This window comes from Lysobacter enzymogenes (genome assembly GCF_023617245.1).
GTDB classification, from domain to species: Bacteria; Pseudomonadota; Gammaproteobacteria; order Xanthomonadales; family Xanthomonadaceae; genus Lysobacter; species Lysobacter yananisis.
The window spans coordinates 5,253,160-5,276,308 of the sequence record NZ_CP067396.1; the positions used below are offsets into that span (position 1 = coordinate 5,253,160).

Consider the following 23,149-nt stretch of genomic DNA (forward strand, 5'->3'; position numbering starts at 1 on the left):
ACGCCGCGACGATGCGACGCGCAACGAAAAGCCGCGCCCGCTTGCGCGGACGCGGCTCTGGCATCGCCGGCGCTGCGCGCCGCTATGCCGCGATCAGAACTCCTCGGCGATCGCGTGGCCGATGAACAACGGCGGGTTGGCGCCGTTGCCGGTCTCGCAGGTCACGCCGTAGTTGATCATCAACGACAGCAGGTTGCGCGACTCGACCTTGAGCACGTACAGCCCGTTGACCCCGTTGTTGTGGGTGCTGCGCTCGCCCAGGTAGACCTTCTGGAACGAACTGATGTTGTTGCCGCCGGCGATGACGTTGCCCTGCGGGTCCTCCAGGCGCATTTCCAGCTGCGGCGCGCCGGTGCCGTCGAGGCGGCAGCTGACGTAGTCCGGCGCCTGCAGGTACAGGCCGAAACGGTCCTGGCCGCTGAGCAGGCCGAGCAAGGTGCCCAGCGCGCTGGAGCTGGAGGTGCCGATCTTCTTGGAACGGTCGTCCTGCGGATCGGCGGTCTTGGCGATGCGGAAGTCGCCGTCGAAGGTCGCGTTCTCCTGCGTGGTGCAGTACGCCGCGAACGCCGGGTTGGCGGTCGGCGTGGTGCCGCGGAAGGTCGCCTGCACGTTGCTGTAGTCGCCGGCCGGCGCGCCGGCCGCGGTGAACACGTCGAGGATGCGCACGGTTTCGTTGGCGCTGAGGTTGGTCACCTGCTGGTTGCCCAACTGCGAGCCCGAGGCGTCGCGCAGCTGCCAGGTCACCTGCACCGGCTCGTTGATCGACGCGACGAAGCAGTTGCTCTGGTAGCCCGGCGCGGCCGCCTGCCGGCGCAGGCCGGTGACGATCGAGTCGTTGGCGCCGCTGCCGAGCGAGCCGATCTTGAAGCCTTCCACCGAGAAGCCGACGCCGGCGAAGGACTGGATGCGGCTATAGGCCGTGACCGGGATGTTGGCCGCGCTCTGCTCGACCAGGGCGATCTGGCCGTAGTTGCTGGCCGCGTCCGCCGGCACCGCGCACAGGTCGGCCAGGGTGCCCGACGCCACCGCGTTGGGCGCGACGCTGAGGGTGGTGCAAGGACGCTCGCCGGCGAACGGAGTGCCGGGCGCGCCGTAGTAGGTGACCTTGACGCTCGCCGTCGCGGTTCCGGCGTTGCGCACGAAGATCGTGGAGGAGTAGGTGGAGCTGTTCACCACCAGCGGAAGGCGCAGGATGGTGCCGTAGCCATCGGCGCTTTGCGCCAGGGCATTGCCGCTCAGCAACGCCGCGGCCAACAGGCAGTACATACGACGGGCTTTCATAGCAGAGTCCTCTCTCGTCCATATCAAGGCCCTGGGCGCGCGCCCATGGGCGTACGCTCCGGCCCGTTTCGCTGGGGGCCGGAACCGGGACAACGCACGATGCGTTGCTTTTGCTGCGCGGCGGCCGGCGCTACTGGTCGATCAGCCGGTCGGGGAAAGGTTGCGTGCCGGCGAGGACGGCGGCGATCTCGTCCCTGCCGATGCCGTAGATCTTGGAAATCGCCTCGGGCTGGTCGCGCATCTGCTGCAGGCGCTGGCGCTTGAGTTCCTCGCGCGCGCCCGGCGACAGCGCCAGACCCTGGTTGTAGACGATCTCGTGCTGTTTTCCGTCGGGGCCCTTGTAGCTTTGCGGCGGCTGCGCCTGCGGCGCGGCGCTGCGCACGGTCTCGGCCAGCGCGGCCTGGCGCTGCGGCCCGCTGAGTTGCGGCGCTTCGCCCAGCGGCTGCGCCGATCGCGGCGCTGCGCCGAGCGCGTCGGCGCTCGCGGTGCCGGCCGCGGACGGCGCCGGGTCGCGCGGCGCGCTCCACGGTTTCCAGATCAGCACGCCGAGGATCAAGACGGCGCTGCCCAGCAGCGCCACGGGAAGGCGCGAAGACGCGGCCATGAATCCCCCTGTTCTGTTTGTCGATTTCTCGCTCGGATGACGTCGTCGGCGCGCGTTGGAACCCGCTTCGACGTGGCGATCATCGCAGATGTTCGCCTCGGTATTTTCAAGCTTTGTATCGCTTCCTAACCGTCAATAACGTGACAAGGGGCGACAAAGCGGCCGCGAAAAACCCAGGGATTCGCTTACTGCAACCCGCAACTCATCGGAAGTGGGCAGACGTTCGCGCGGGCTCGTTAGTCCGATGCAATCGACCGTGAGCGAAGGTGAGCGAAGCGGAAAATCCAGCGAAAAACGCCTCGAATAATCGATTCCCGTCGATGTCCGCGAACGCGCTTGGTTTGCGTTGGGAATTGTTTGATGCGCTGGACGAACGCATCGCGCGTCCGTGCCGGCACCGAAGCGCATGCGAGGCATCGTCGGACCGCGCGATGTCGCCGGCCTTCGCCGACCGCGTGTTGCGCGATAGCCATTCGCGCATCGATGCGCATCGCCAGGCGCGATGCCGCCGCCGCGCGAGCATCCATGGCCGCAACGCGACGATCGACGATGCGACCGGCGTCGGATCGAATCCCAACAAGCGCCGAGATTGCGGCGATCTCGCCACCTTGCTAGCATCCCGCGCCCGGCCGCCCCGCGTACGCCGGCTTCCCCCCGCCGCCATCCGCGCGGCGCAACACGGCACGCACGCCGGCTTCGGCGTCCGCCCGATCTAAGGACAGACATGCTTTCCATCATCGTCATGGGCATCTTCGGCGGCCTCTGCGGCCTGGGTTTCCTCGCCGTCATGGCCCTGGTCGCCAAGAACGGCAAACACCAGTTCGACTACGTCCAGTTCGATTCCGAACAGGACGTCTACGCGCTCGCCCAGGGTTGGGCCGGCCGCAACGGCTACGCGCTCAAGCGCAGCGAAGGCGGCCTGCGCGTCTACCAGAAAGGCACCGGCTTCCTGACCGCGCCGATGTTCCTGGAGATCGACCGCAACGACGGCCGCTGGTCGTTCAAGAGCTACGTGCGCGTCAACGGCCTGGTGGTGCAAGGCGACGTCGGCCTGTCCGGCGACGGCTTCCTGGTCAAGGTGCCGCGCTCGATGGCGAAGAAGGCGCAGAACGAGCTGTACACCGCGGCCGGCCTGGCGCCGTTGAAGTAAGCGCGACTTCGGCGCGCGCCCGGGCTGACCGGCGCGCCGTCAGCGGCCGGCGCGCCAGCGCAACGCCTGCGCCTGCGCGCGCTGTATCCACTCGTGCTTGCAATCGCTGTAAGCGTGCGAATCCTCGCGATGGCATGCGAGGCAGCGCGATTTGACCGCGTCGTACTCGGCGGCGACCTCGGCGTGCGCGCGCAGGTAGTCGCGGAACGCCAGATGGCGTTCGGCTTCGGCCGACCCGGCCTCATAGCAATGCGCCTGCACCAGGCGCCGCTCGCCGGCGGCGTCGCTCAACGTGCAGTAGCGCCGTCCCGGCAGGCCGTACTCGCCCCACCAGCGGTATCCCAGCGCCTCGACCTCGCCGCGGCGCGCATCCAGCGCATCCAGCGCGCGCACCACCGGCATCAGGTCGAGCACCGGCTTGGCGCGGATGCCGGCGATCGCGGTCGAACCGATGTGATGCACGTCGACCAGCGTCGGCCCGATCGCCGCCGCCAGCGCCAGCGCGCGCTCGCGCGCGGCCTGCGCCCAGCGCGGGTCGTGCGGGACCAGTTCGACCCGGATCGGCGGCGGCATGGGCGCGCTCCTGCGCGGCGGTGGAGCGACGATTTCAAAGGCGCGCGGCGCCCGGGTCAATAGCGCCGCCGCGACGGCGGCGCGGACGCGCTCAGGTGTCCGCCGGATCGCTCCGGTCGGCCGGCGCGGACGCCGCGGCTTCGTCGCCGTAATAGACCAGGCCGATCTTGATCCGCCCGCGCCCCTGCGCCTTGCGCTGGCGGTTGGTGTCGCGCAGCGAATACACGCAGCCGCAGTACTCCTGCTGGTAGAAGCGCTCGCGCTTGCTGATCTCGACCATGCGCTGGGAGCCGCCGCCCTTGCGCCAGTTGTAATCCCAGTACGACAGCCCCGGATAGCGCGCCGCGGCGCGATGGCCGCAGTCGTTGATCTGCTCCATGTTCTTCCAGCGCGAGATCCCCAGCGAACTGCTGATCGCGGCGAAGCCGTGTTCGTACGCGTACAGCGCGGTGCGCTCGAAGCGCATGTCGAAGCACATGGTGCAGCGGATGCCGCGCTCGGGCTCGTTCTCCATGCCGCGGGCGCGGGCGAACCAATTGTCGGTGTCGTAGTCGGCATCGACGAAGGGCACGCCGTGCTTGTCGGCGAAGCGGACGTTCTCGTCCTTGCGCAGCTCGTATTCCTTCACCGGGTGGATGTTGGGGTTGTAGAAGAAGATCGTGTAGTCGATGCCGGCGGCCAGCAGCGCTTCCATGACCTCGCCCGAGCACGGCGCGCAGCACGAGTGCAGCAGCAGGCGTTGCGCGCCGTCGGGCAGGCTCAGCGGCGGCCGCGGCGCGCTCACGCGCTGGCGGCCGGCTTCGCCAGCAACTGGATCACGCTGGAGAAATCCAGCCCGCCGCGGCCGGCGCGGGCGTTGAGCGCGTAGAGGTTGCGCGCCAGTTCGCCCAGCGGGATCGGCGAACCCACGCCCATCGCCGCCTCCGCGGCCAGGCCCAGGTCCTTGAGCATCAGGTCGCTGCCGAAGCCGCCGCTGTAGCCGCGCGAGGCCGGCGCGTTCTCCAGCACGCCCGGCCACGGATTGCACACCTCGGTGGCCCAGCTGCGGCCGGTGCTGACCGCCATCATCTGCGACAGCGCGGCCGGGTCCAGACCGTGCGCGGCGCCGAGCGCGAGCGCTTCGCCGGTCGCGGCCATGATCACGCCCAGGGCCATGTTGTTGCACAGCTTGGCGACCTGGCCGGCGCCGCTGGCGCCCATGTGGAAGACGTTGCGGCCCATCGCCTGCAGCAGCGGGCGCGCGCGCTCCAGCGCCGCGGCTTCGCCGCCGACGATGAAGGTCAGGGTGCCGGCGGCGGCGCCGGCGGTGCCGCCGGACACCGGCGCGTCGATCATCGCCACGCCGCGCGCGGCGGCCGCGGCGGCGACCTTCTGCGCGCTGGCCGGCGCGATGGTGCTGCAATCGATCGCCAGCGCTTGCGGCGCGAGCCGCGCCAGCAGGCCGTCCGCGCCGAGGTACAGCCCCTCGACATGGCGGCTGGCCGGCAACATCGAGATCGCGACTTCGGCGCCGTCGACCGCTTCGGCCGCGCTCGCGGCCGCGCGCGCGCCGAGCGCGACGGCGGCCTCGACCGCCGCCGGCACCAGGTCGAACACCTGCAGTTCGTGCCCGGCCTTGAGCAGGTTGGCGGCCATCGGCCCGCCCATGTGGCCCAGTCCGATGAAGGCGATGCGGCTCATGCGCGCGGCTCCGTGGCGGCGCCCAGGTCGGCGAGCGGATGCGGCTGCGCGGCGTCAGGGGCGCGGAAGAAGGATTCGGCCCACGACGCCGTGGCCTGGGCCAGGGTCGCCGGGTTCCAACGGGGGTTGCGGTCCTTGTCGATCAGCAGCGCGCGGATGCCTTCGGCGAAGTCGCCGTGCGCGGCGCAATGCAGCGAAGTCCAGTATTCCAGGCGGAAGGTGTCGGCCAGCGACAGCGCCGCGGCCCGGCGCTGCAGCTCATAGCCCAAGCGCGCCGAGCCGGGCGCGCCGGCGGCGAAGGTCTTGCGCGCGGTTTGCAGCCACGGGTCGTCGGATTCGAGCGCATCGAGCCGCGCGACCATCGCTTCCAGCGAATCGGCCGCGCACAGGTCGGCGACCGTCGCGGCGTGTTGCTGCAACGGCCCCGCCGGCGCGGGTTCGGCCAGACCTTGCAGCAGCACCGTCAGGGTGGCGCGGTCGCGCGCGGCGTCGAAGCTCCACGGCGCGTCGATCGCGGCCTGCAGCGCATCGGCGCGACGCGCCTCGGGCAGGTGGTGATCGGCCAGCCGCGCGCGGATCGCGTCGCCGGCGTTGAGCGGCGCGCCGGTCAGCGCCAGGAACAGGCCGGCGCGTTCGGGCACGCGCGCCAGCAGCCAGCTGCCGCCGACATCGGGGTACAGGCCGACGGTGATCTCCGGGAACGCCAGCTTCGAGCGCTCGCTCACCACGCGGTGGCTGGCGCCGGCCATCAGGCCGATGCCGCCGCCCATGACGATGCCGTGGCCCCAGCACAGCAGCGGCTTGGGATAGGTGTGGATGCGGTAGTCGAGGCGGTACTCGGTTTCGAAGAAGGCCTCGGCGTGGACGTTGCCGCGCGGGTCGGCGAAGTCGTCGCCGTCCCAGCGGCCGCGCGCGCGTTGCTCGCGCATGCCGCGGTACAGCCCGTGCAGGTCGCCGCCGGCGCAAAACGCCTTCTCGCCCGCGCCCTGCAGCCACACCATCGCCAGCGCCGGGTCCTGCGCCCAGCGCTGCAACTGCGCGTCGAGCAGGCGCGCCATCTCCAGCGACAGGCCGTTGAGCGTGGCCGGCGCGTTGAGCGTGGCGATGCCGATGCGGCCGTGCGCACCCTGGCGCTCTTCGAACAGCACCGGCGCCGGCTGCGCCGAGTCCTGCGCCGAACCCCGCGCGTCAGCGTCCTTGAGATGCGCGTTCATGCGTTCTTCCATTGCGGCGCGCGCTTTTCCAGGAACGCGGCCACGCCCTCGACCTGATCGGCGCTGTCGAACAGATCGACGAAGGCCTCGCGCTCGCGCACCAACGCGGTCGCGTGCGGCTGGCTGCGGGTGGCCTGGACCAGCGCCTTGCACGCGGCCACGCTGGTCGGGCTCTGCTTTTCGGCCTGCTTCGCCCATTCCAGCGCGCGCGCCAGCGCCTGGCCCTTGGGCACCACCTCCTCGACCAGGCCGATGCGCAGCGCGGTCGCCGCGTCGATGCGTTCGCCGAGCAGGATCATGCGCTTGGCCCAGCCCTCGCCGACCAGCCGCGGCAGGTTCTGGGTGCCGCCGGCGCAGGGCAGCAGGCCGACGGTGGCCTCCGGCAGCGCCAGCTGCGCCTGTTCCTCGGCGATGCGCAGGTCGCAGGCCAGCGCGCATTCCAGGCCGCCGCCCATGGCGTAGCCGTTGATCGCGGCGATCGACACGCCGCGGAACGCGCTGAGCGTCTCGAAGGCCTCGCCGAAGCGACGCGCGGCCTCGCGCGCGAGCGCCTTGTCGCCGCCGGCGAACTGCTTGAGGTCGGCGCCGGCGCTGAAGAACTTCTCGCCTTCGCCGACGATCACCAGCGCGTAGACCTCGCGGTCGGCGTCGAGGTCGCGGACCAGATCGCGCAGTGCGGCCAGGCTGTCGCGGGTCCAGGTGTTGGCCGGCGGGTTGCTCAACGTCACCACCGCGGTGTGGCCGTCGATGCGCAGCTGCAGCCCCGCATAGGTCTTGGCGGTCGAACTCATCGCAATTCCTCTTCGCTGTTGAGCAGGTGGCGCGCGATGATCACGCGCATGATCTCGTTGGTGCCTTCCAGGATCTGGTGCACGCGGCAGTCGCGCAGCAGCCGCTCGATCGGGTACTCGCGGATGTAGCCGTAGCCGCCGTGGATCTGCAGCGCTTCGTTGCAGATCGAGAAGCCCGCGTCGGTGGCGAAGCGCTTGGCCATCGCGCACCACACGGTGGCGTCGCCGGCGCCGGCATCGACCTTGCGCGCGGCGGTGTGGACCATCTGCCGCGCCGCCACCAGCTGCGTGGCCATGTCGGCGAGCTTGAACTGCAGCGCCTGGAATTCGGCCAGCTTCTTGCCGAACTGGCGGCGCTCGCCCATGTAGCGCCGGGCCGCGTCGAGCGCGCCCTGGGCCGCGCCGAGCGAGCAGCTGGCGATGTTGAGGCGGCCGCCGTCGAGGCCCTTCATCGCGATCTTGAAGCCGTCGCCTTCCGCGCCGAGCAAGTGGTCGGCCGGCACGCGCACGCCTTCGAACGAGATGCCGCGGGTGGGCTGGCTGTTCCAGCCCATCTTCTCTTCCTTGCGCCCGTAGACGATGCCGGCCGCGTCGGCCGGCACCGCGAACGCGCTGATGCCGCGCGCGCCGTCGCCGCCGGTGCGCGCCATCACCACCAGCAGGTCGGTCGAGCCGGCGCCGGAGATGAAGGCCTTGGCGCCGTCGATGACGTAGTCGCCGCCGTCGCGCCGCGCGCGCGTGCGCAGCGAGGCCGCGTCCGAGCCCGCGCCGGGCTCGGTCAGGCAGTACGAAGCCAGCTTGCGCCCGCTGGCCAGTTCCGCGCCCCAGCGCGCGCGCAGCGCCGGGGCGGCGTGCGCGGCGAACATCCAGGTGGCCATGTTGTGGATGCTGATGAAGGCGGCGGTGGAGGGATCGGCCGCGGCCAGTTCCTCGAACACGATCGCCGCGTCCAGACGGGTCAGGCCGGAGCCGCCGGCCGCCTCGTCCACGTACAGGCCGCAGAAGCCCAGTTCGCCGGCCTGGGCGATGGCTTCGCGCGGGAACACGCTGTGCGCGTCCCAGTGCGCCGCATGCGGCGCGAGTTCGGCGCGGGCGAAATCGCGCGCGGCCTCGCGGTAGGCCGCCTGTTCTTCGCTGAGCCCGGTCGGCGCGGCCGGATGAACCTGCCAGTCCATGACCGCGGCCATCACTTGAGGCTGATCGTGGTGTTGACGCCGTGGCCCAGCGTGTCGTCGTCGAACCAGCGCGCGGTGACCGTCTTGGTCTGGGTGTAGAAGGTCACCGCCTGTTTGCCGTACGGGCCGAGGTCGCCGAGCTTGGACGCGCGCGAGCCGCTGAAGGAAAACAGCGGCACCGGCACCGGGATCGGCACGTTGATGCCGACCTGGCCGACGTCGATGTCCTCCTGGAAACGCCGCGCGGCCGCGCCGGACTGGGTGAAGATCGCGGTGCCGTTGCCGTTGGGATTGGCGTTGACCAGCTCGATCGCTTCTTCGAGCGTCTCCGCGCGCAGGATCACCAGCACCGGGCCGAAGATTTCCTCGTCGTAGATGCGCATGCCGGGCGCCGCGCCGGAGAAGATCGTCGGGCCGACGAAGTTGCCGCGTTCGAAACCCGGCACCGCCGGCGCGCGGCCGTCGAGTTCGAGCGTGGCGCCCTGCTCGACGCCGGAGGCGATCAGGCCCTCCACCCGCTCGCGCGCGGCGCAGGAGATCACCGGGCCGACGTCGGTGCCGGCCTCGGTGCCGGCGTTGACCTTGAGCGTCTTCGCCTTGGCCACCAGGTCGGCGATCCAGTCGTTGGCCGAGCCGACCAGCACCGCGGTCGAGGCCGCCATGCAGCGCTGCCCGGCCGCGCCGAACGCGGCGCCGGCGAGCGCGTTGAGCGTCTGCTCCTTGTTCGCATCGGGCAGCACCACCGCGTGGTTCTTCGCGCCCATCATGCATTGCACGCGCTTGCCGGCGAGCGAGGCGCGCTGGTAGACGTGGGTGCCGACCTTGGTCGAACCCACGAACGACACCGCCTTGATGTCGGGGTGGTCGCAGATCGCATTGACCGCGGTTTCGCCGCCGTGGACGACGTTGAGCACGCCCTTGGGAATGCCCGCCTGCAACGCCAGCTCGCACAGGCGCATGGTCACCAGCGGGTCCTGCTCGGACGGCTTGAGCACGAAGGTGTTGCCGGTGGCGATGGCCATCGGGAACATCCACAGCGGGATCATCGCCGGGAAGTTGAACGGGGTGATGCCGGCGCACACGCCCAGCGGCTGCAGCAGGGTGTAGGTGTCGACGCCGCCGGCGACGTTGTTGGCCAGTTCGCCCAGCTGCAGGTTGCCGATCGCCGCGGCGTGCTCGACCACTTCCAGGCCGCGGAACACATCGCCTTCCGCGTCGGGCAGGGTCTTGCCCTGTTCGGCGGTGAGGATCGCCGCCAGTTCGCCCATGTGCTCGCGGATCAGCTGCTGGTACTTGAGGAAGATCCGCGCGCGCGCGCCGATCGGCGTCTTGCGCCAGGTCTTGAACGCGCGCTGCGCGGCGGCGACGGCGGCGTCGATTTCCGCCGGCGTCGCCATCGGCACGCGCGCGAGCACGGCCTGGGTGGCGGGATTGACCACGTCGCGCCAGTGCGCGGTGGAGGAGTCGACGAACTCGCCGTCGATCAGCAGCTTGACGGTCGCGACGTCGGTCGCGACTGCGTGCATGTCGTTCATGTTGGTCTCCGGATCGCACACCCGCGAAGGCAGGCGCTGCGCGAACGAAGACCGGGCGAAAGGCGGGCGCACGCGCGCCGCACCGCATCCGCTCGTCAGGTCGCCCGCCGCAACGCCCGAGGAGAACGCCGCGGCGCGGGCCGCGGCAAAGCCGCGTGCGCCGTCCCGACGTCCGCCACAGGCCGGTCTCCGGACTCGCGAGCGACGCGGATGCGTCCCGCCGGCGCCTTCCCGCGCGTTCGCGCAGTGGCCGATGCCGGCTGTAACTCGCCTACCGTTGCGGGGGCAGTGCCGGAATGGGACTCGCGTCCGCACCGGCTTCCCGTTTCACCCTGCGCGCTCGCTGGAGCGGGCGGCAGGACACCTGTGGCGCGCGCAGTGTAGTGGTTCGGCGGCGACAGCCACAAGCTGCGCCGCGGTATGGTCGCCGGCCGGCGCCTTCGTTCGCGCCGTCGGCGACGCGCGGCGGGCATCGCGCCGCGACCGACGCGCGCGGCGCTGCGACACGGCGAATGCGCGTTCGCGACGCGATGGACCGCGCGCCCGGCGAGCGCCATTTCATCCACCTGAATTGCACATCGCACCGCCGCCGCGACTTGGCCGATCGGCGGGATCGACGCCGCGCCCGGCTGCGCGCGAAGGCGCGTATAAGGGCCTCAGGCGGCCTGATTGCAGGCAACACCGGGACGTCCGCGCTCGTCCGCGCGCCGCCGGCCCACAGCGCGAATCACGCCGCGTCGCGGCCTGCTCAAGGAGAACCACATGCTCAGGAAGAACCGCATGCCCGAACACCACCGCGCCTCGAACAACGCGAATGCCCGCCGCGCGCGCGGCGCGCCGGCGCTGTGCCTGGCCCTCGCGCTCGCCGCTTCGTCGCTCCCGGCGTCGGCAGCCGACGACGCCGCGCCGCGCGATGTAAGCGGCACGGCGCCCGATGCCAGCGCCGGCGGCGCTTATGCGGTGGCCGAACACGGCGAGCATCTGTCGCCGCAGTTCCGCCAGCGCGCCTGGAACGACATCCGCGACAACGCGCGCAAGCTCAAGCTCGCCGCCGCGCCGCGATCCTCGGCGCGTTCGCTCGGCGGCTTCGCCTGGCCGCTGGCGCTCAACAACGGCCTGGCCGATCCGGGCTATCACGCGATCTCGAACTACGTCGACCAGGCCGGCGCCGGCCAGGTCCTCGACTACAGCTGCGGCGCGCGCAGCTACGACGGCCATCGAGGCACCGACTATTACCTGTGGCCGTTCTCCTGGTACAAGATGGACAACAATCAGGTGAAGGTGATCGCCGCGGCGGCGGGCACCATCGTCGGCCGCTACGACGGCAATTTCGACCGCAGCTGTTCGGTCAACAACAACAACTGGAACGCCGTCTACGTCCAGCACGCCGACGGCTCGGTCGCCTGGTACGGCCACATGAAGAACGGCTCGGTCACCGCCAAGGGCGTCGGCGCGAGCGTGGCGCAGGGCGAGTACCTCGGCATCGTCGGCAGTTCCGGCAGCTCCACCGAGCCGCATCTGCACTTCGAGGTCTACGACACCAACGCCAACCTCATCGATCCTTACGCCGGCTCGTGCAACGGCCTGAATCTGTCCTCGGCCTGGGCCGCGCAGCGGCCGTACTACGACTCGGCGATCAACAAGCTGATCGTCGGCAACGCCCAACCGGCGTTCGCGTCGTGCCCGAACGCGGAGAGTCCGAACGAGAACACCGCGCTGCGCTACGGCCAGCAGGCCTCGTTCAGCGCGTTCTACCGCGACCAGCTCAACGGCCAGCAGAGCCAGTACCGAATCCTGCGGCCGAACGGCACGGTGTTCGCCTCGTGGACGCACAACGGCCCGGCGCCGCATTACGCCTCGTCGTGGTGGAACTGGACCTGGAGCAGTTTCGCGCCGAGCGGGCCGGCGGGCGTCTGGCGCTTCGAGGTCGCCTACAACGGCACGACCTACAGCAAGAACTTCACCTTGTCGCCCTGATCGCTGGGCGTTCCAGGCTCGGCGCCGCCGGTGGCGGTGCCGGGCCGTCGGCGGTGCGGCGGCGATAGCCGCACGCATCGCCGCGGCGGGGCACGAGCAGCGCTTGCGTTCGCGTGCGTCGCCGTCGCGGCGCGCCAGCCCGGTGCGCGCTTGCGCTTCGACGGTGCGATGGCTGGGCCGGCGGCGATCCTTCCGCGCGATCCGAACCAGCGACGCGGCCGTTGCAAGCGCTCGGCCGCGCAAGGTTGATCGCGTGAACGCACGCGGCCCTACCCTCGTCCGCGACGCTTGGCGCGGTCGCTACCGCCGCGGCCTTACTGCCGCCGCCACTCCGCGCACATCGCGCCGGCCGTGCCGCCGAGGAACACCGCTTCGCGGTCCATGCGCCCGTCCAGGCGCTGCACCCAGACCTCGGTGTGGCCGCCGGTGTCCTGGTTCTGCCGGCGCGCGCGCACCCGCGCCGCGGCGCTGGCGATGTCGCGGGTGGGGAACGCGATCTCTTGCGAACCGTTGATGCGCAGGCGCCAGAACCGCTGCGCGTGGGATACGACTTCGTAGATCGTCACCAGCGTGGACATCGGCACTCCATGCGGTCCGGCGATGCGGGGTGGCGCCACGCTAACAAAGCCCAAACGTGATGAATGTAGGAAAACCCCGATTCACCGTCGGCATGCGTCTACACAAGCGTAGACACCCGGTTACGTAACGTAGTCATCCGCCGACGTTCGCGTCGGCGCACCGCACTTTGCCCGCGGGCGAGTTGCGGACCTCGGAAACGGCCTGGACATTCGCTCGCATCATCTACGGAGCGATAAGGAAATGATCCGGGTGTTCATCGTCGATGACCAGCCATTGGTCCGTCACGGACTGCGCTGGATCCTGGGCGCGCACAGCGACATCGACGTGGTCGGCGAAGCCGGCGATCCGCACGAGGCGGTCCAGCGATTGGACCAGTCCGCGGCGGACGTGGCCTTGTGCGGCTTCAACCTGCCCGACGACGACGGCCTGGGCCTGGTGCAGCGGCTGCTGCGGCACGATCCCGCGCTGCGCATCCTGATCGTGTCGGTGGTCGGCGACGGGCCGATGCCGCGCCGCCTGCTCGCCGCCGGCGCGCTGGGCTACGTGTCCAAGACACGCGACGCCGCGGTGGTGGTGCGCGCGCTGCGCGAAGTCGCCGCGGGCCGTCGTTTCATCGACGACTCGCTCGGCGGCCGCATCCTGTTCGAATCCTCGCCGTTCGACCGGCTCAGCCCGCGCGAGTTGGAGGTGACCCGGCTGATGGTCGAGGGCCGGCGCAACCACGAGATCGCGCTGGCCCTGCGCGTGGCCGAATCGACCGTGCGCACGCTGCGTTCGCGCGCGCTGGGGAAGTTGGACGTGCGCGGCGAAGGGGCGTTGATGCGGTTGGCGATCGACCATGGGTGGGTCGCGCGCGGGGGATGAAACGCCATGGCGCCGGGCGCGCGATGCTGGCGGAGCCGCCGGCGATCCGCTCACGCCCGCTCACCCCTGCGGATCGGCCCACGGCGCGCGTTCGAACTGCTGCGCCAGGTACTCGATCAGGGCCTGCACCCGCGCCGGCCGCTCGCGCCCCGGCGGGGTCACCACGTGCAAGGCGATCGGCGGCGGCGCCCACTGCGGCATCACGATCTCCAGCGCGCCGCTGCGCAGTTCGCGCCAGACCAGGAACTCCGGCTGCAGCGCCAGCCCCAGCCCCGCCAGCAACGCGGGATTGAGCGCCTCGGCGTTGTTGACCCGCAACGGCGCCGGCACGCTCAACGAGAAGTCGCCGTGGCGCGCATGGTGGAAGCGCCAGGCGTTGCCGAAACGCGAGTACGCGTAGGCCAGCGCGCTGTGGCCGGCGAGTTCGCGCGGATGGGTCGGCCGCCCGCGCGCGTCCAGGTACGCCGGCGCCGCCACCAGCACGATGCGCACGCCGCACAGGCGCCGCGCCAGCAGGCTCGAATCGGCCAGCGCCGAGATGCGCAGGGCGAGGTCGTAGCCGCCGCCGACCAGGTCGGTGACGCCGTCGTCGAAGTCGATGTCCAGCGCGATCTCCGGATAGCGCTGCATGAACTGCGGCAGCAACGGCGCCAGGTGGGCGACGCCGAACGACATCGGCGCGGCCAGCCGCACCCGTCCGCGCGGACTGCGCGCCTGGGCGGTGACCTCGGCCTCCACCGCCTCGCCTTCGGCCAGGATGCGGCCGGCGCGTTCGAGCGCGCCGCGGCCGCTCTCGGTCAGCGAGATGCGCCGCGAAGTCCGGTGCAGCAACGTCGTCTTGAGCCGGGTTTCCAGGCGCGAGACGGCCTTGGACACGGTCGCCTGCGACAGGCGCAGTTCCTCCGCCGCGCGAGCGAAGGAGCCCAGTTCGGCGACCTTGGCGAAGATCGCCCAGGCTTCCAGGTCGGGGAGTCGGGTCATGCGGTCATTACACCACTTTTGGAAACGATGTCTTTCTATCGTTTCTATTCTAAACCCGATCGCGCAGGCCTATCGTTTCCCCATCGACCGCACACACAAGGAAACGCCGACATGATCGAACTGCGCCCCTATTCCAGCCTCGGCGGCGAAAACCACGGCTGGCTCGACGCCAAGCACCACTTCTCCTTCGCCGGCTACCGCGACGCCGCGCGCATGGGCTGGGGCGCGCTGCGGGTCTGGAACGACGACACCATCGCCGCCAACACCGGCTTCCCGCCGCACTCGCACGCCGACATGGAGATCATTACCTACGTCCGCGATGGCGCCATCACCCACCAGGACAACCTCGGCAACCGCGGCCGCACCGAAGCCGGCGACGTGCAGGTGATGAGCGCGGGCAGCGGCATCCAGCACGCCGAATACAACCTGGAGCCGGGCACCACCCGCATCTTCCAGATCTGGATCATTCCCGACGCCCGCGGCGGCGCGCCGACCTGGGGCGCCAAGCCCTTTCCCAAGGACGACCGCGGCGGCCGCTTCGTGGTCCTGGCCAGCGGCATCGAAGGCGACGAGGACGCGCTGCCGATCCGCGCCGCCGCGCGCGTGCTGGGCCTGACCCTGGCCGCCGGCGAATCGGCCGAATACGGCTTCGACGGCGAGCGCTACGGCTATCTGGTTCCCGCCAAGGGCGCGATCGAGGTCAACGGGGTGACGGTGAACGCCCGCGACGGCGCCGCCATCCGCGGCGAGGCGCGCATCCGCGTGACCGCGCTGGAAGACGCCGAAGTGGTGCTGGTCGACACCGCCCCGTAACCCGCGCCGCCGCATGCTCGTGTGCTCCACCCGCGCCGCCTCCCGCGGCGGCGCGCTTCCCCTTACGTCCCTTCCCCACCGCTCCGGAGCTCCCATGGCCACCTTCACCACCCGCGACGACGTGCAGATCTACTTCAAGGACTGGGGCCCGCGCGACGGCGAACCCGTCGTCTTCAGCCACGGCTGGCCGCTGAGTTCGGACAGCTGGGAATCGCAGATGTTCTTCCTCGCCGCGCATGGCTATCGCGTCGTCGCCCACGACCGCCGCGGCCACGGCCGTTCCAGCCAGCCCTGGGACGGCAACGACATGGACCATTACGCCGACGACCTGGCGCAGTTGCTCGAACACCTCGACATCCGCGGCGCCGCGCTGTTCGGCTTCTCCACCGGCGGCGGCGAAGTGGCCCGCTACATCGGCCGCCACGGCACCGCGCGGGTCAAGAAGGCCGGCCTGATCTCGGCGGTGCCGCCGCTGATGCTCAAGACCGCCGACAATCCGGGCGGCCTGCCCCTGGAGGTGTTCGACGGGCTGCGCGAGGGTTCGATCAAGGACCGCTCGCAGTTGTACAAGGACATCGCCAGCGGCCCGTTCTTCGGCTTCAACCGCGAAGGCGCGACACCCTCGCAGGGCATGATCGACTCGTTCTGGATGCAGGGCATGTGGGGCGGCCACAAGAGCACCTACGACTCCATCGCCGCGTTCTCGGCCACCGACTTCCGCGCGGATCTGGCGAAGTTCGACGTGCCGACCCTGATCGTGCACGGCGACGACGACCAGATCGTCCCCATCGACGCCGCCGGCCGCGCCTCGGCCGCGCTGGTGAAGGACAGCAAGCTGATCGTGTACCCCGGCGCGCCGCACGGCCTGACCGATACCCACAAGGACAAGCTCAACCAGGACCTGCTCGACTTCCTGAAGTCCTGACCGCGCCAGGCCCCCGCGGCGACCGCCGCGGGGGCTTCGCCAAGAAGCATCCTGCAGCAGCGGCGCGAGCCGCGGCCGCGAAAACGCGACTGCGCCGAAGCTTCCGTCGCAGTCGCGTTTTCGCGGTCGCGGCTCGCGCCGTTCCCACATTCCATCCGGCGCCCTCGCCTCCCGGCATCGTTTCCGGCCTACGCCGCCCGTCGAAGCCGCACGCCGCATCGCCCTCGCCCCTGAGCGCGCGCCGCGCCGACCTGCCCGAAGCGCCCGCGGGAAACTCCGCGCTGCGCCGCACAACCGCGTATGCGTTTCGCATGAATTTGTCTGCAATCTTCTCTTTCGTGATCGCCGCAACCGGCACGCGCGCGCATCCGTGATCGATTGGCCGCGGCAACACCGCGTGCCCCGCCGCAGCACGCAACAGCAACGAGCGCCATCGCGGCAAACGCGTCGGCGCCCGCCGCCGGCGTCCTTCAGTCCACCTCGACGATAGGACGGACCATCGCCATGAACACCGCTTCGGCAAGCAACGCTTCCGCGCCCCCGGCGCCCTCGCCCTCCCGCCACGACCTGCACGCGTTCTGGACCCTGGCCGACGACCTGCAACGGCAGACCGTCGACCACGCCGGCGCCTTGTTCGCGTTCGTGGAAACCGCCAGCCCGCCGCGCCTGTTCTCGCTGCTGGCGCAGTACCGCAGCTTCACCGACTACTACATCGCCGACATCGCCCTGCTGATCGCGCGGCTGCCGCCAGGGCGCATGCGCAGCTTCCTCGCCGACATCCTGTTCGACGAACTCGGCAGCGGCGACGCGACGCAGGCGCATCCGCAGCTCTACGACGATTTCCTCGCCAGCCTGCGCATCGAGCACGCGCCGCACGACCGTCTGCCGCTCGCCGCCAACCTCGCCCTGCTCGACGCCGCGCGCGCCGCCCTGGTCGCGCCGGGCGCGAGCGCGGCCTACGGCGTCGGCCTGCGCGGCATGGGCGGCGAATGCGTCTGCCAGGTCTACCTGGCCCGGCTGCACGAGCACCTGGTGCGCAATCCCTACATCCGCGAACACCACGACCGCATCGACTGGATCTTCTGGGACCTGCACGTCGGCGAACACGACATCGCCCACCGCGAGAAACTGCGCGCGCTGATCGGCGAGCAGATCGGCGGCATGGACGCGGGCAGCGTGGCCGAGCTGGAACGCGGCTACCGCGACAGCATGGCGGCGTGGCAGTCGTTCTGGAGCCATATCCATGCCGCGGCGACCGCGCCGGACCCGCACGCGCACGCGCGCGGCCCGGGCGATTGCGCCGGCGCCGGCGAAGCGCCCATCGCCCAGTTCCACCTCGCCATCGGCGTGCACGACCTGCAGCAGGCGCGCGCGTTCTATTGCGACGTGCTCGGCGCCAAGCAGGGCCGCTCGACCCGCAACCTGGTCGATCTGGATTTCTACGGCCACCACCTGGTGATCCACCAGGCGCCGCGCGAATCCACCGGCGACAACGCGTTCGGCTCGGCCTTCTACGGCGAGACGGTCAAGGTGCCGCACTTCGGCATGAACCTGAACTGGCGCGACTGGAGCGCGCTGGCCGAGCGGATCAAGAGCCGCGGCTACGGCTTCATCGACCCGCCGCACGTGCGCATGCGCGCCCTGCCCGGCGAACACGCGACCATGTTCCTCGCCGACCCCAGCGGCAACGCCCTGGAATTCAAGGCCTTCCGCAACCACGCCGAGGTGTTCGCGACGATCTTTTCGCCGCACACGCGCGACACCGACAGCCTGGACGGACTGGTGAAGAAAGCCGCGGCGGCGTGAACCGCGCCCGCGGCCGGCGCGACGCGCCGGTCGCGGGCCTCGCCGGCCGCGCCGCAACCACGCCGCGCCGCGGCTACGCGCTCAGTCCGCGGCGTAGCGATCGGCGACCGACAACGCTTCGTCGATCGCCGCCAGCCCGTGGCGCAGATCCGCTTCGTCGATGTTCAACGGCGGCACGATGTGCAGCCGGTTGCCGGCGGCGAACGGCCACACCCCGCCGCGCTTGCACGCCGCCACCAGTTCGGCCATCGGCGCATTGGCCGCGCCGGCGGCGTTGAACGGCACCAGCGGCGCGCGCGTGGCGCGGTCGCGCACCAGTTCGATCGCCCAGAACGCGCCCAGGCCGCGCACCTCGCCGACGCTGGCATGGCGCTCGCGCATCGCCGCCAACGCCGGCCCGATGATCTGCGCACCGATGCGGCGCGCGCGCTCGATCAAGCCTTCGCTGCGGTACACGCCGATGCAGGCCACCGCCGCCGCGCAGGCCAGCGGATGGCCCGAGTACGTCAGCCCGCCCGGGAACGGCCGCTGCTGGTAGGCCTGGGCGATGCGTTCGCTGACGATCACCCCGCCCAGCGGCACGTAACCGCAGTTCACGCCCTTGGCGAAGGTGATCAGGTCCGGCACCACGCCCCAGCGGTCGATCGCGAACCACTCGCCGCAACGGCCGAAACCGGCCATCACCTCGTCGGCGATCAGCACGATGCCGTGGCGGTCGCACAAATCGCGCACTCCCTGCAGATAACCGTCCGGCGGCACCAGGATGCCGTTGCCGCCGACCACCGATTCGAGCAGGATCGCCGCCACCGTGTGCGGCCCTTCCAGCTCCAGGGTCTGCTGCAGATGCGCCAGCGCGCGCTCGCCTTCCTCGGCTTCGTCGCGCGCATGGAAACTGGAGCGGTAGGCGTACGGCCCCCAGAACCGCACCACCCCGGGCGGGCCGGGCTCGGCGTTCCAGCGGCGCGGATCGCCAGTCAGCGCGATCGCGCCGGCGGTGGCGCCGTGGTAGCTGCGGTACATCGACATCAGCTTGTGCCGGCCGGTGTGCTGGCGGGCGATGCGCACCGCGTTCTCGACCGCCTCGGCGCCGCCGTTGGTGAAGAACACCCGGTCCAGATCGCCCGGCGCGACCTCGGCGATCATCCGCGCGGCCCGCGCGGTGGCTTCGTTGGCGTGGTACGGCGCGATCGTGCACAGCGTCGCGGCCTGTTCGCGGATCGCCTCGACCAAGGCAGGATGCTGGTGGCCGAGGTTGACGTTGACCAGCTGGCTGGAGAAATCCAGCCAGCGCGTCCCGTGCTCGTCCCAGAACCACGAGCCCTGCGCGCCGGCCACCACCACCGGATCGATCAGCGCCTGCGCCGACCACGAATGCAGCACATGGCGGCGGTCGTCGCGCCACGCGGCGGAGCGCGCGTCGGTGGCGCCGGCCCGGTTCGACGCGGGCGACTGGCCTGTTTCGTCGATACGGTTCATTCGCGTCTCTCCTGTTTGCCGACGGATCCGCATCATCGCATCGTCGGCGCCCGTCATTGCGGCGACGACGGCGCCACGTCCCAGCGTCCGTATCCCGACAGCCCCGCCGCCGCGGCCAATGCCACCGACGCCGCATTGTCGAGCTGGCAGCGGTACTGCGGCTCCCAGCCCTGCGCCAACGCATGGCGCGCGATCGCCCGCACCACCGCGCGGGCGTGGCCGCGGCCGCGATGCGCGGCCAGGGTCAGTACGCCCAGATCCATCAGCCGGGATTCATCCCAGCGGTACATGCTCGCCGCGCATACCAGCCGGCCGTCGGCGAAGGCGCCGAACGCGGCGTCGTGATCGAGCGCGACGTAGGCGTCGTCGCGGTCCTGTTCGCTGGCCTCGGATTCGAACATTGCGAACGCCGCGGCATCGTCCGGACCCAGCGCGCGCACGTGGGCCGCGGGCGGTTCGGCGAGCACTCCGGCCTGATCGCGCAACGTGAAATAGAACAAGTGATCGGCGCCGTACAACGGCGCACCCGCCTGCGCCAGCGCCGGCCGCAACTCGTCCGGTTCCAGCGGCGCGCCGACCGCCGCGACCAGCGCGTCGGCGAGCGCGGGATCCAGCATCGCGCGCGCACCGGCCTCGGTCTCCAACAGGATCGCGCGGAATCGGGCGTGCGCCCGGATGTCGATCGTGACCGTCAGCGCCGACTCGCGCCAACGCGTCGCTTCGCCAGCGAAAGCCTGCTGCCAATGGGTTTCGACGAGGGCGGAGAACATGGACATGCGCATATAACCGGAGTCGGCGACCGGCCGTCATTGTGCACGCTGCGCCCGCCGCGCGCCTCAGCCCCCGCGCAACTCCCGCCGCAGGATCTTGCCTACATTGCTCTTGGGCAGCTCATCGCGGAACTCGATCACATGCGGCACCTTGTAACCGGTGAGATTGGCCCGCGCATACGCCTTGATCTGCTCGGCCGTCAGCGCCGGATCCGAGCGCACCACCACCAGCTTGACCGCCTCGCCGGACTTCTCGCTCGGCACGCCCACCGCCGCGGATTCGCGGATGCCGGGCATCGCCGCCATCACGTCCTCGACTTCGTTGGGATACACGTTGAAGCCGGACACCAGGATCATGTCCTTCTTGCGGTCGACCAGGAAAATGAAGCCGCGCTCGTCGACGCGGGCGATGTCGCCGGTGTGCAGCCAGCCGTCGCGGTCGATGGTGCGCGCGGTTTCCTCCGGCTGGCGCCAATAGCCTTTCATCACCTGCGGCCCCCGCAGGCACAGTTCGCCGGCTTCGCCCACCGGCAGGCGCTCGCCGGCATCGTTCATCACGCAGGCCAGGGTCGAGGGCAGCGGCACGCCGATGGCGCCGCTGAACTCCATGTGCTCGACGATCGGATTGACCACCGCCACCGGCGAGCTTTCGGTCAGGCCGTAGCCTTCCACCAGCGCCTTGCCGGTCACCTGTTTCCAGCGCTCGGCCACCGCGCGCTGCACCGCGGTGCCGCCGCCGAAGCACATCCGCAATTGCGAGAAGTCGACCTGGTCGAAGCCGGGCGTGTTGAGCAAACCGCTGAACAAGGTGTTGACGCCGGTGATCGCGGTGAACGGGGTCTTGCGCAGTTCCTTGACGAAGCCGGGCATGTCGCGCGGATTGGTGATCAGCACGCTGTGGCCGCCGGCGTTGAGGAACAACAGGCAATTGCAGGTCAACGCGAACACGTGATAGAGCGGCAGCGCGGTGACGATGATTTCCTGGCCGGGGCGGATGCGCGCGCCGAACCAGGCCGAGACCTGCTGCAGGTTGGCGACCATGTTGCGATGGGTCAGCATCGCGCCCTTGGACAGGCCGGTGGTGCCGCCGGTGTACTGCAGGAACGCGAGGTCGCCGGATTCGACGTGGACGTCGTTCCATTCGCGCCGAGCGCCGGCCGCGAGCGCGTCGCGCAAGCGCACCGCGCCTTCGATGCGGTAGTCCGGCACCATCCGCTTGACGTACTTGAGCGCGAAATTGAACAGCGCGCGCTTGGGCGGATCGAACAGGTCGCCGAGCGCGGTGGTGATCACCCCGGCCAGCTGCTTCGCCACGCCCGCGGCCTCGACCGTGGCGCCGAAGTTGTCGACCACGATCAGCGCCTTGGCGCCGCTGTCGTGGATCTGGTGGGCCAGCTCGCGCGCGGTGTACATCGGATTGATGTTGACCACCACCAGCCCCGCGCGCAGCGCGCCGAACAGCGCCACCGGGTACTGCAGGCAGTTGGGCAGCATGATCGCGACGCGGTCGCCCTTCTTGAGTTCGAGCTCGTAGCTCAGGTAGGCGGCGAAGCGGCGGCTGAGCGCGTCGAGCTCGGCGAAGCTCAGGATCTTGCCGAAATTGCTGTACGCCGGCCGCGCGCCGAACTCGGCCACGGTCTTGCGCAACACGTCGTTGATGGTGCCCAGCGCGTCGGGATCGATCCGCGTGGGCACGTCGGACGGGTAGCTGGCGAACCAGGAAGGGGAAGAATCCATGGGAATGCGCGCTCCGGATACGAGCGCCCACGATAGCAAGCCGGCGCGCTCCACCGGCAGCCCGCGGGCGGTCCGGCCGCCTTGCCCAGCCGGGCCGGAAGCCAAGCGGGCGCGATCCATTCTTTGACCGCGATTGCGGTATGGAGCGTGCGTGCGCAGACGCTGCGCGCTCAGAAATGCGCGTCGAGGAACGCCGCCGCCGCATCCGACAGGCCGACGACCTTGTCGGTGGCCTGGCGATAGAGCTTGAAGTTGAGTTCGGTCTGCGGCCGGCCGTCGTCCCACTGCGCATGCGGCTTGAGCTCGGCGCGGCCGAGCGGCCGCCGCGCGGTCGCGGTGCGGCGGATGCGCACGCTCACCCGCGGTGTCTGCCGCGCCACGCCCGGCCGCGGCGCCACCGCCTCGGCCGCGACCACGGTGCCGCGCGCGAACAGGCCGGCGCCGCCGGCGTTCTCGCTGGCGAACAGATAGACCGTATCGCCGGCGGCGATGCGCTTGCCGCCGTACATGGTCTTCTGCGCCGCGAACGCGAACGCGCGCGCGGCGGTGTCGCTGACCTCGGTCTTGATCGCGTAAACCGCCATGCCTGTGTCCACCGCGCGGGAATGCGAAGGCAACGCGAACCGACCTGCGATCCGGCCACGCGCCGACACGCGCCGACACGCGCCGACACGCGCCGACACGCGCCAGCTTAGCGCCATGCTGCAAAGCGGCATGCACGGTCGTGCGTGGAGGGCCTGCGACGGCCATCGCATTCAGGCGACCGTTTGGCGCACGCGCCTGTTGACGGCGGTCCGTGCGCGCGCGCAGCGTATGCAGGCGGCGTCGGGGGGCGCCGGCGCGCGGGCCCGACCGGACTCGCGCATCGTCCAAGCCCACAGGCGCCGCAAACGCCACACCCGGATCGGACCGCCGCAGGCACGCGGCGGCCGCGAAGGGATTCGCGCTTCATCCACAGAACCCGAAATGGAGGACAGCACCATGCAACAGAATGACGACGTCGTCTCTGGCTGGTTGAACGGTTCCGACAGTGTCGACGGCCAGGACAATCCGGCCGGCTCGCTCTTCATCGAAGGCCAGGCCGCGGCGGAAGCCGCGATGACCGGCACCGGCATGCGCGCCACCCTGGGCGCTTGCGGCACGCTCGGCGGCACCAGCTGCAGCTACAACGGCGGCTGCCTCTGCTGCTGATCCCGCATGCGGGCGACGCGCAGCCCG

General features: G+C 70.6%; 23 protein-coding genes and 1 riboswitch. Of the genes, 8 read left to right on the forward strand and 15 right to left on the reverse strand.

Translation table 11 applies throughout. The features are described 5' to 3' along the window. Positions 1-93 precede the first annotated feature (93 nt). Both JHW41_RS21730 and JHW41_RS21735 read right to left on the reverse strand, forming a co-directional pair. Positions 94-1,281 carry a hypothetical protein gene (locus tag JHW41_RS21730; RefSeq protein ID WP_250446959.1) on the reverse strand — a complete coding sequence of 396 codons (1,188 nt, stop codon included), beginning with the start codon at positions 1,279-1,281 and terminating at the stop codon, positions 94-96. A 130-nt stretch (positions 1,282-1,411) separates the two neighbouring features. Then, entirely contained in the window at positions 1,412-1,885 is a 474-nt protein-coding gene (locus JHW41_RS21735; RefSeq protein WP_250446962.1) for a hypothetical protein, read from the reverse strand. Between the two features lie 320 nt (positions 1,886-2,205). Here JHW41_RS21735 and JHW41_RS21740 point away from each other — a divergent pair, with 320 nt between their 5' ends. Further along, a complete protein-coding gene (locus JHW41_RS21740) occupies positions 2,206-2,601 on the forward strand; it encodes a hypothetical protein (protein ID WP_250446965.1) in 396 nt (131 codons plus the stop codon). A gap of 8 nt (positions 2,602-2,609) precedes the next feature. Next, entirely contained in the window at positions 2,610-3,035 is a 426-nt protein-coding gene (locus JHW41_RS21745; RefSeq protein ID WP_057946141.1) for a hypothetical protein, read from the forward strand. 39 nt (positions 3,036-3,074) lie between these two features. On the opposite strand, the gene JHW41_RS21750 is transcribed toward JHW41_RS21745, so the two are convergent. The 7 genes from JHW41_RS21750 to JHW41_RS21780 all read right to left on the reverse strand — a co-directional run bounded on the left by JHW41_RS21750 (position 3,075) and on the right by JHW41_RS21780 (position 9,994). Then, on the reverse strand, positions 3,075-3,608 hold the full coding sequence (locus JHW41_RS21750) for a GrpB family protein (protein ID WP_057946140.1): 534 nt from the start codon (positions 3,606-3,608) through the stop codon (positions 3,075-3,077). Positions 3,609-3,699: 91 nt separating this feature from the next. After that, positions 3,700-4,392, reverse strand: coding sequence for an epoxyqueuosine reductase QueH (locus JHW41_RS21755; protein WP_250446982.1), 693 nt, complete (start codon positions 4,390-4,392; stop codon positions 3,700-3,702). Then, entirely contained in the window at positions 4,389-5,288 is a 900-nt protein-coding gene (mmsB, locus tag JHW41_RS21760) for a 3-hydroxyisobutyrate dehydrogenase (protein ID WP_250446999.1), read from the reverse strand. Before mmsB ends, JHW41_RS21755 begins: the two co-directional genes overlap by 4 nt. Further along, complete coding sequence (locus JHW41_RS21765) at positions 5,285-6,502, reverse strand: enoyl-CoA hydratase/isomerase family protein (protein WP_250447002.1); 1,218 nt, start codon at positions 6,500-6,502, stop codon at positions 5,285-5,287. Before JHW41_RS21765 ends, mmsB begins: the two co-directional genes overlap by 4 nt. Further along, complete coding sequence (locus tag JHW41_RS21770) at positions 6,499-7,293, reverse strand: enoyl-CoA hydratase (protein ID WP_250447005.1); 795 nt, start codon at positions 7,291-7,293, stop codon at positions 6,499-6,501. Before JHW41_RS21770 ends, JHW41_RS21765 begins: the two co-directional genes overlap by 4 nt. Next, the gene (locus tag JHW41_RS21775; RefSeq protein ID WP_428995414.1) at positions 7,290-8,468 is read right to left on the reverse strand and encodes an acyl-CoA dehydrogenase family protein; all 1,179 of its coding nucleotides are present in this window, start codon (positions 8,466-8,468) and stop codon (positions 7,290-7,292) included. The genes JHW41_RS21770 and JHW41_RS21775 overlap by 4 nt, the downstream gene beginning before the upstream one ends. A gap of 11 nt (positions 8,469-8,479) precedes the next feature. After that, positions 8,480-9,994, reverse strand: coding sequence for a CoA-acylating methylmalonate-semialdehyde dehydrogenase (locus JHW41_RS21780; protein ID WP_250451174.1), 1,515 nt, complete (start codon positions 9,992-9,994; stop codon positions 8,480-8,482). A gap of 172 nt (positions 9,995-10,166) precedes the next feature. Beyond that, a riboswitch (cobalamin riboswitch) is annotated at positions 10,167-10,386 on the reverse strand. A 379-nt stretch (positions 10,387-10,765) separates the two neighbouring features. On the opposite strand from JHW41_RS21780, the gene JHW41_RS21785 reads away from it, so the two are divergent. Further along, the gene (locus JHW41_RS21785) at positions 10,766-11,980 is read left to right on the forward strand and encodes a M23 family metallopeptidase (RefSeq protein ID WP_250447008.1); all 1,215 of its coding nucleotides are present in this window, start codon (positions 10,766-10,768) and stop codon (positions 11,978-11,980) included. Positions 11,981-12,294: 314 nt separating this feature from the next. Here JHW41_RS21785 and JHW41_RS21790 read toward each other — a convergent pair whose 3' ends face one another. Further along, entirely contained in the window at positions 12,295-12,558 is a 264-nt protein-coding gene (locus JHW41_RS21790) for a DUF2188 domain-containing protein (protein ID WP_057946133.1), read from the reverse strand. Between the two features lie 250 nt (positions 12,559-12,808). Here JHW41_RS21790 and JHW41_RS21795 point away from each other — a divergent pair, with 250 nt between their 5' ends. Then, entirely contained in the window at positions 12,809-13,423 is a 615-nt protein-coding gene (locus tag JHW41_RS21795) for a response regulator (protein WP_158229877.1), read from the forward strand. Positions 13,424-13,483: 60 nt separating this feature from the next. Here the strand turns inward: JHW41_RS21795 and JHW41_RS21800 are convergent, their stop codons facing one another. Then, on the reverse strand, positions 13,484-14,404 hold the full coding sequence (locus JHW41_RS21800) for a LysR family transcriptional regulator (RefSeq protein ID WP_057946131.1): 921 nt from the start codon (positions 14,402-14,404) through the stop codon (positions 13,484-13,486). 111 nt (positions 14,405-14,515) lie between these two features. Here JHW41_RS21800 and JHW41_RS21805 point away from each other — a divergent pair, with 111 nt between their 5' ends. The 3 genes from JHW41_RS21805 (at position 14,516) to JHW41_RS21815 (ending at position 17,948) form a co-directional block, all read left to right on the forward strand. Beyond that, positions 14,516-15,217 carry a pirin family protein gene (locus tag JHW41_RS21805; RefSeq protein WP_057946130.1) on the forward strand — a complete coding sequence of 234 codons (702 nt, stop codon included), beginning with the start codon at positions 14,516-14,518 and terminating at the stop codon, positions 15,215-15,217. A gap of 94 nt (positions 15,218-15,311) precedes the next feature. Continuing rightward, on the forward strand, positions 15,312-16,142 hold the full coding sequence (locus JHW41_RS21810) for an alpha/beta fold hydrolase (protein ID WP_250447011.1): 831 nt from the start codon (positions 15,312-15,314) through the stop codon (positions 16,140-16,142). A 504-nt stretch (positions 16,143-16,646) separates the two neighbouring features. Then, positions 16,647-17,948, forward strand: a complete 1,302-nt coding sequence (locus JHW41_RS21815; RefSeq protein WP_250447014.1) for an iron-containing redox enzyme family protein — start codon at positions 16,647-16,649, stop codon at positions 17,946-17,948. A gap of 81 nt (positions 17,949-18,029) precedes the next feature. On the opposite strand, the gene JHW41_RS21820 is transcribed toward JHW41_RS21815, so the two are convergent. The 4 genes from JHW41_RS21820 to JHW41_RS21835 all read right to left on the reverse strand — a co-directional run bounded on the left by JHW41_RS21820 (position 18,030) and on the right by JHW41_RS21835 (position 22,515). Next, positions 18,030-19,424, reverse strand: a complete 1,395-nt coding sequence (locus JHW41_RS21820; protein WP_250447017.1) for an aspartate aminotransferase family protein — start codon at positions 19,422-19,424, stop codon at positions 18,030-18,032. 53 nt (positions 19,425-19,477) lie between these two features. Continuing rightward, positions 19,478-20,194, reverse strand: a complete 717-nt coding sequence (locus JHW41_RS21825) for a GNAT family N-acetyltransferase (RefSeq protein ID WP_250447020.1) — start codon at positions 20,192-20,194, stop codon at positions 19,478-19,480. 66 nt (positions 20,195-20,260) lie between these two features. Beyond that, complete coding sequence (locus JHW41_RS21830; RefSeq protein WP_250447024.1) at positions 20,261-21,931, reverse strand: AMP-binding protein; 1,671 nt, start codon at positions 21,929-21,931, stop codon at positions 20,261-20,263. Between the two features lie 170 nt (positions 21,932-22,101). After that, the gene (locus tag JHW41_RS21835; RefSeq protein ID WP_250447028.1) at positions 22,102-22,515 is read right to left on the reverse strand and encodes a hypothetical protein; all 414 of its coding nucleotides are present in this window, start codon (positions 22,513-22,515) and stop codon (positions 22,102-22,104) included. Here JHW41_RS21835 and JHW41_RS21840 point away from each other — a divergent pair. After that, positions 22,514-23,122, forward strand: a complete 609-nt coding sequence (locus JHW41_RS21840) for a DUF6229 family protein (protein ID WP_250447031.1) — start codon at positions 22,514-22,516, stop codon at positions 23,120-23,122. The genes JHW41_RS21835 and JHW41_RS21840 overlap by 2 nt on opposite strands. Positions 23,123-23,149: the final 27 nt, after the last annotated feature.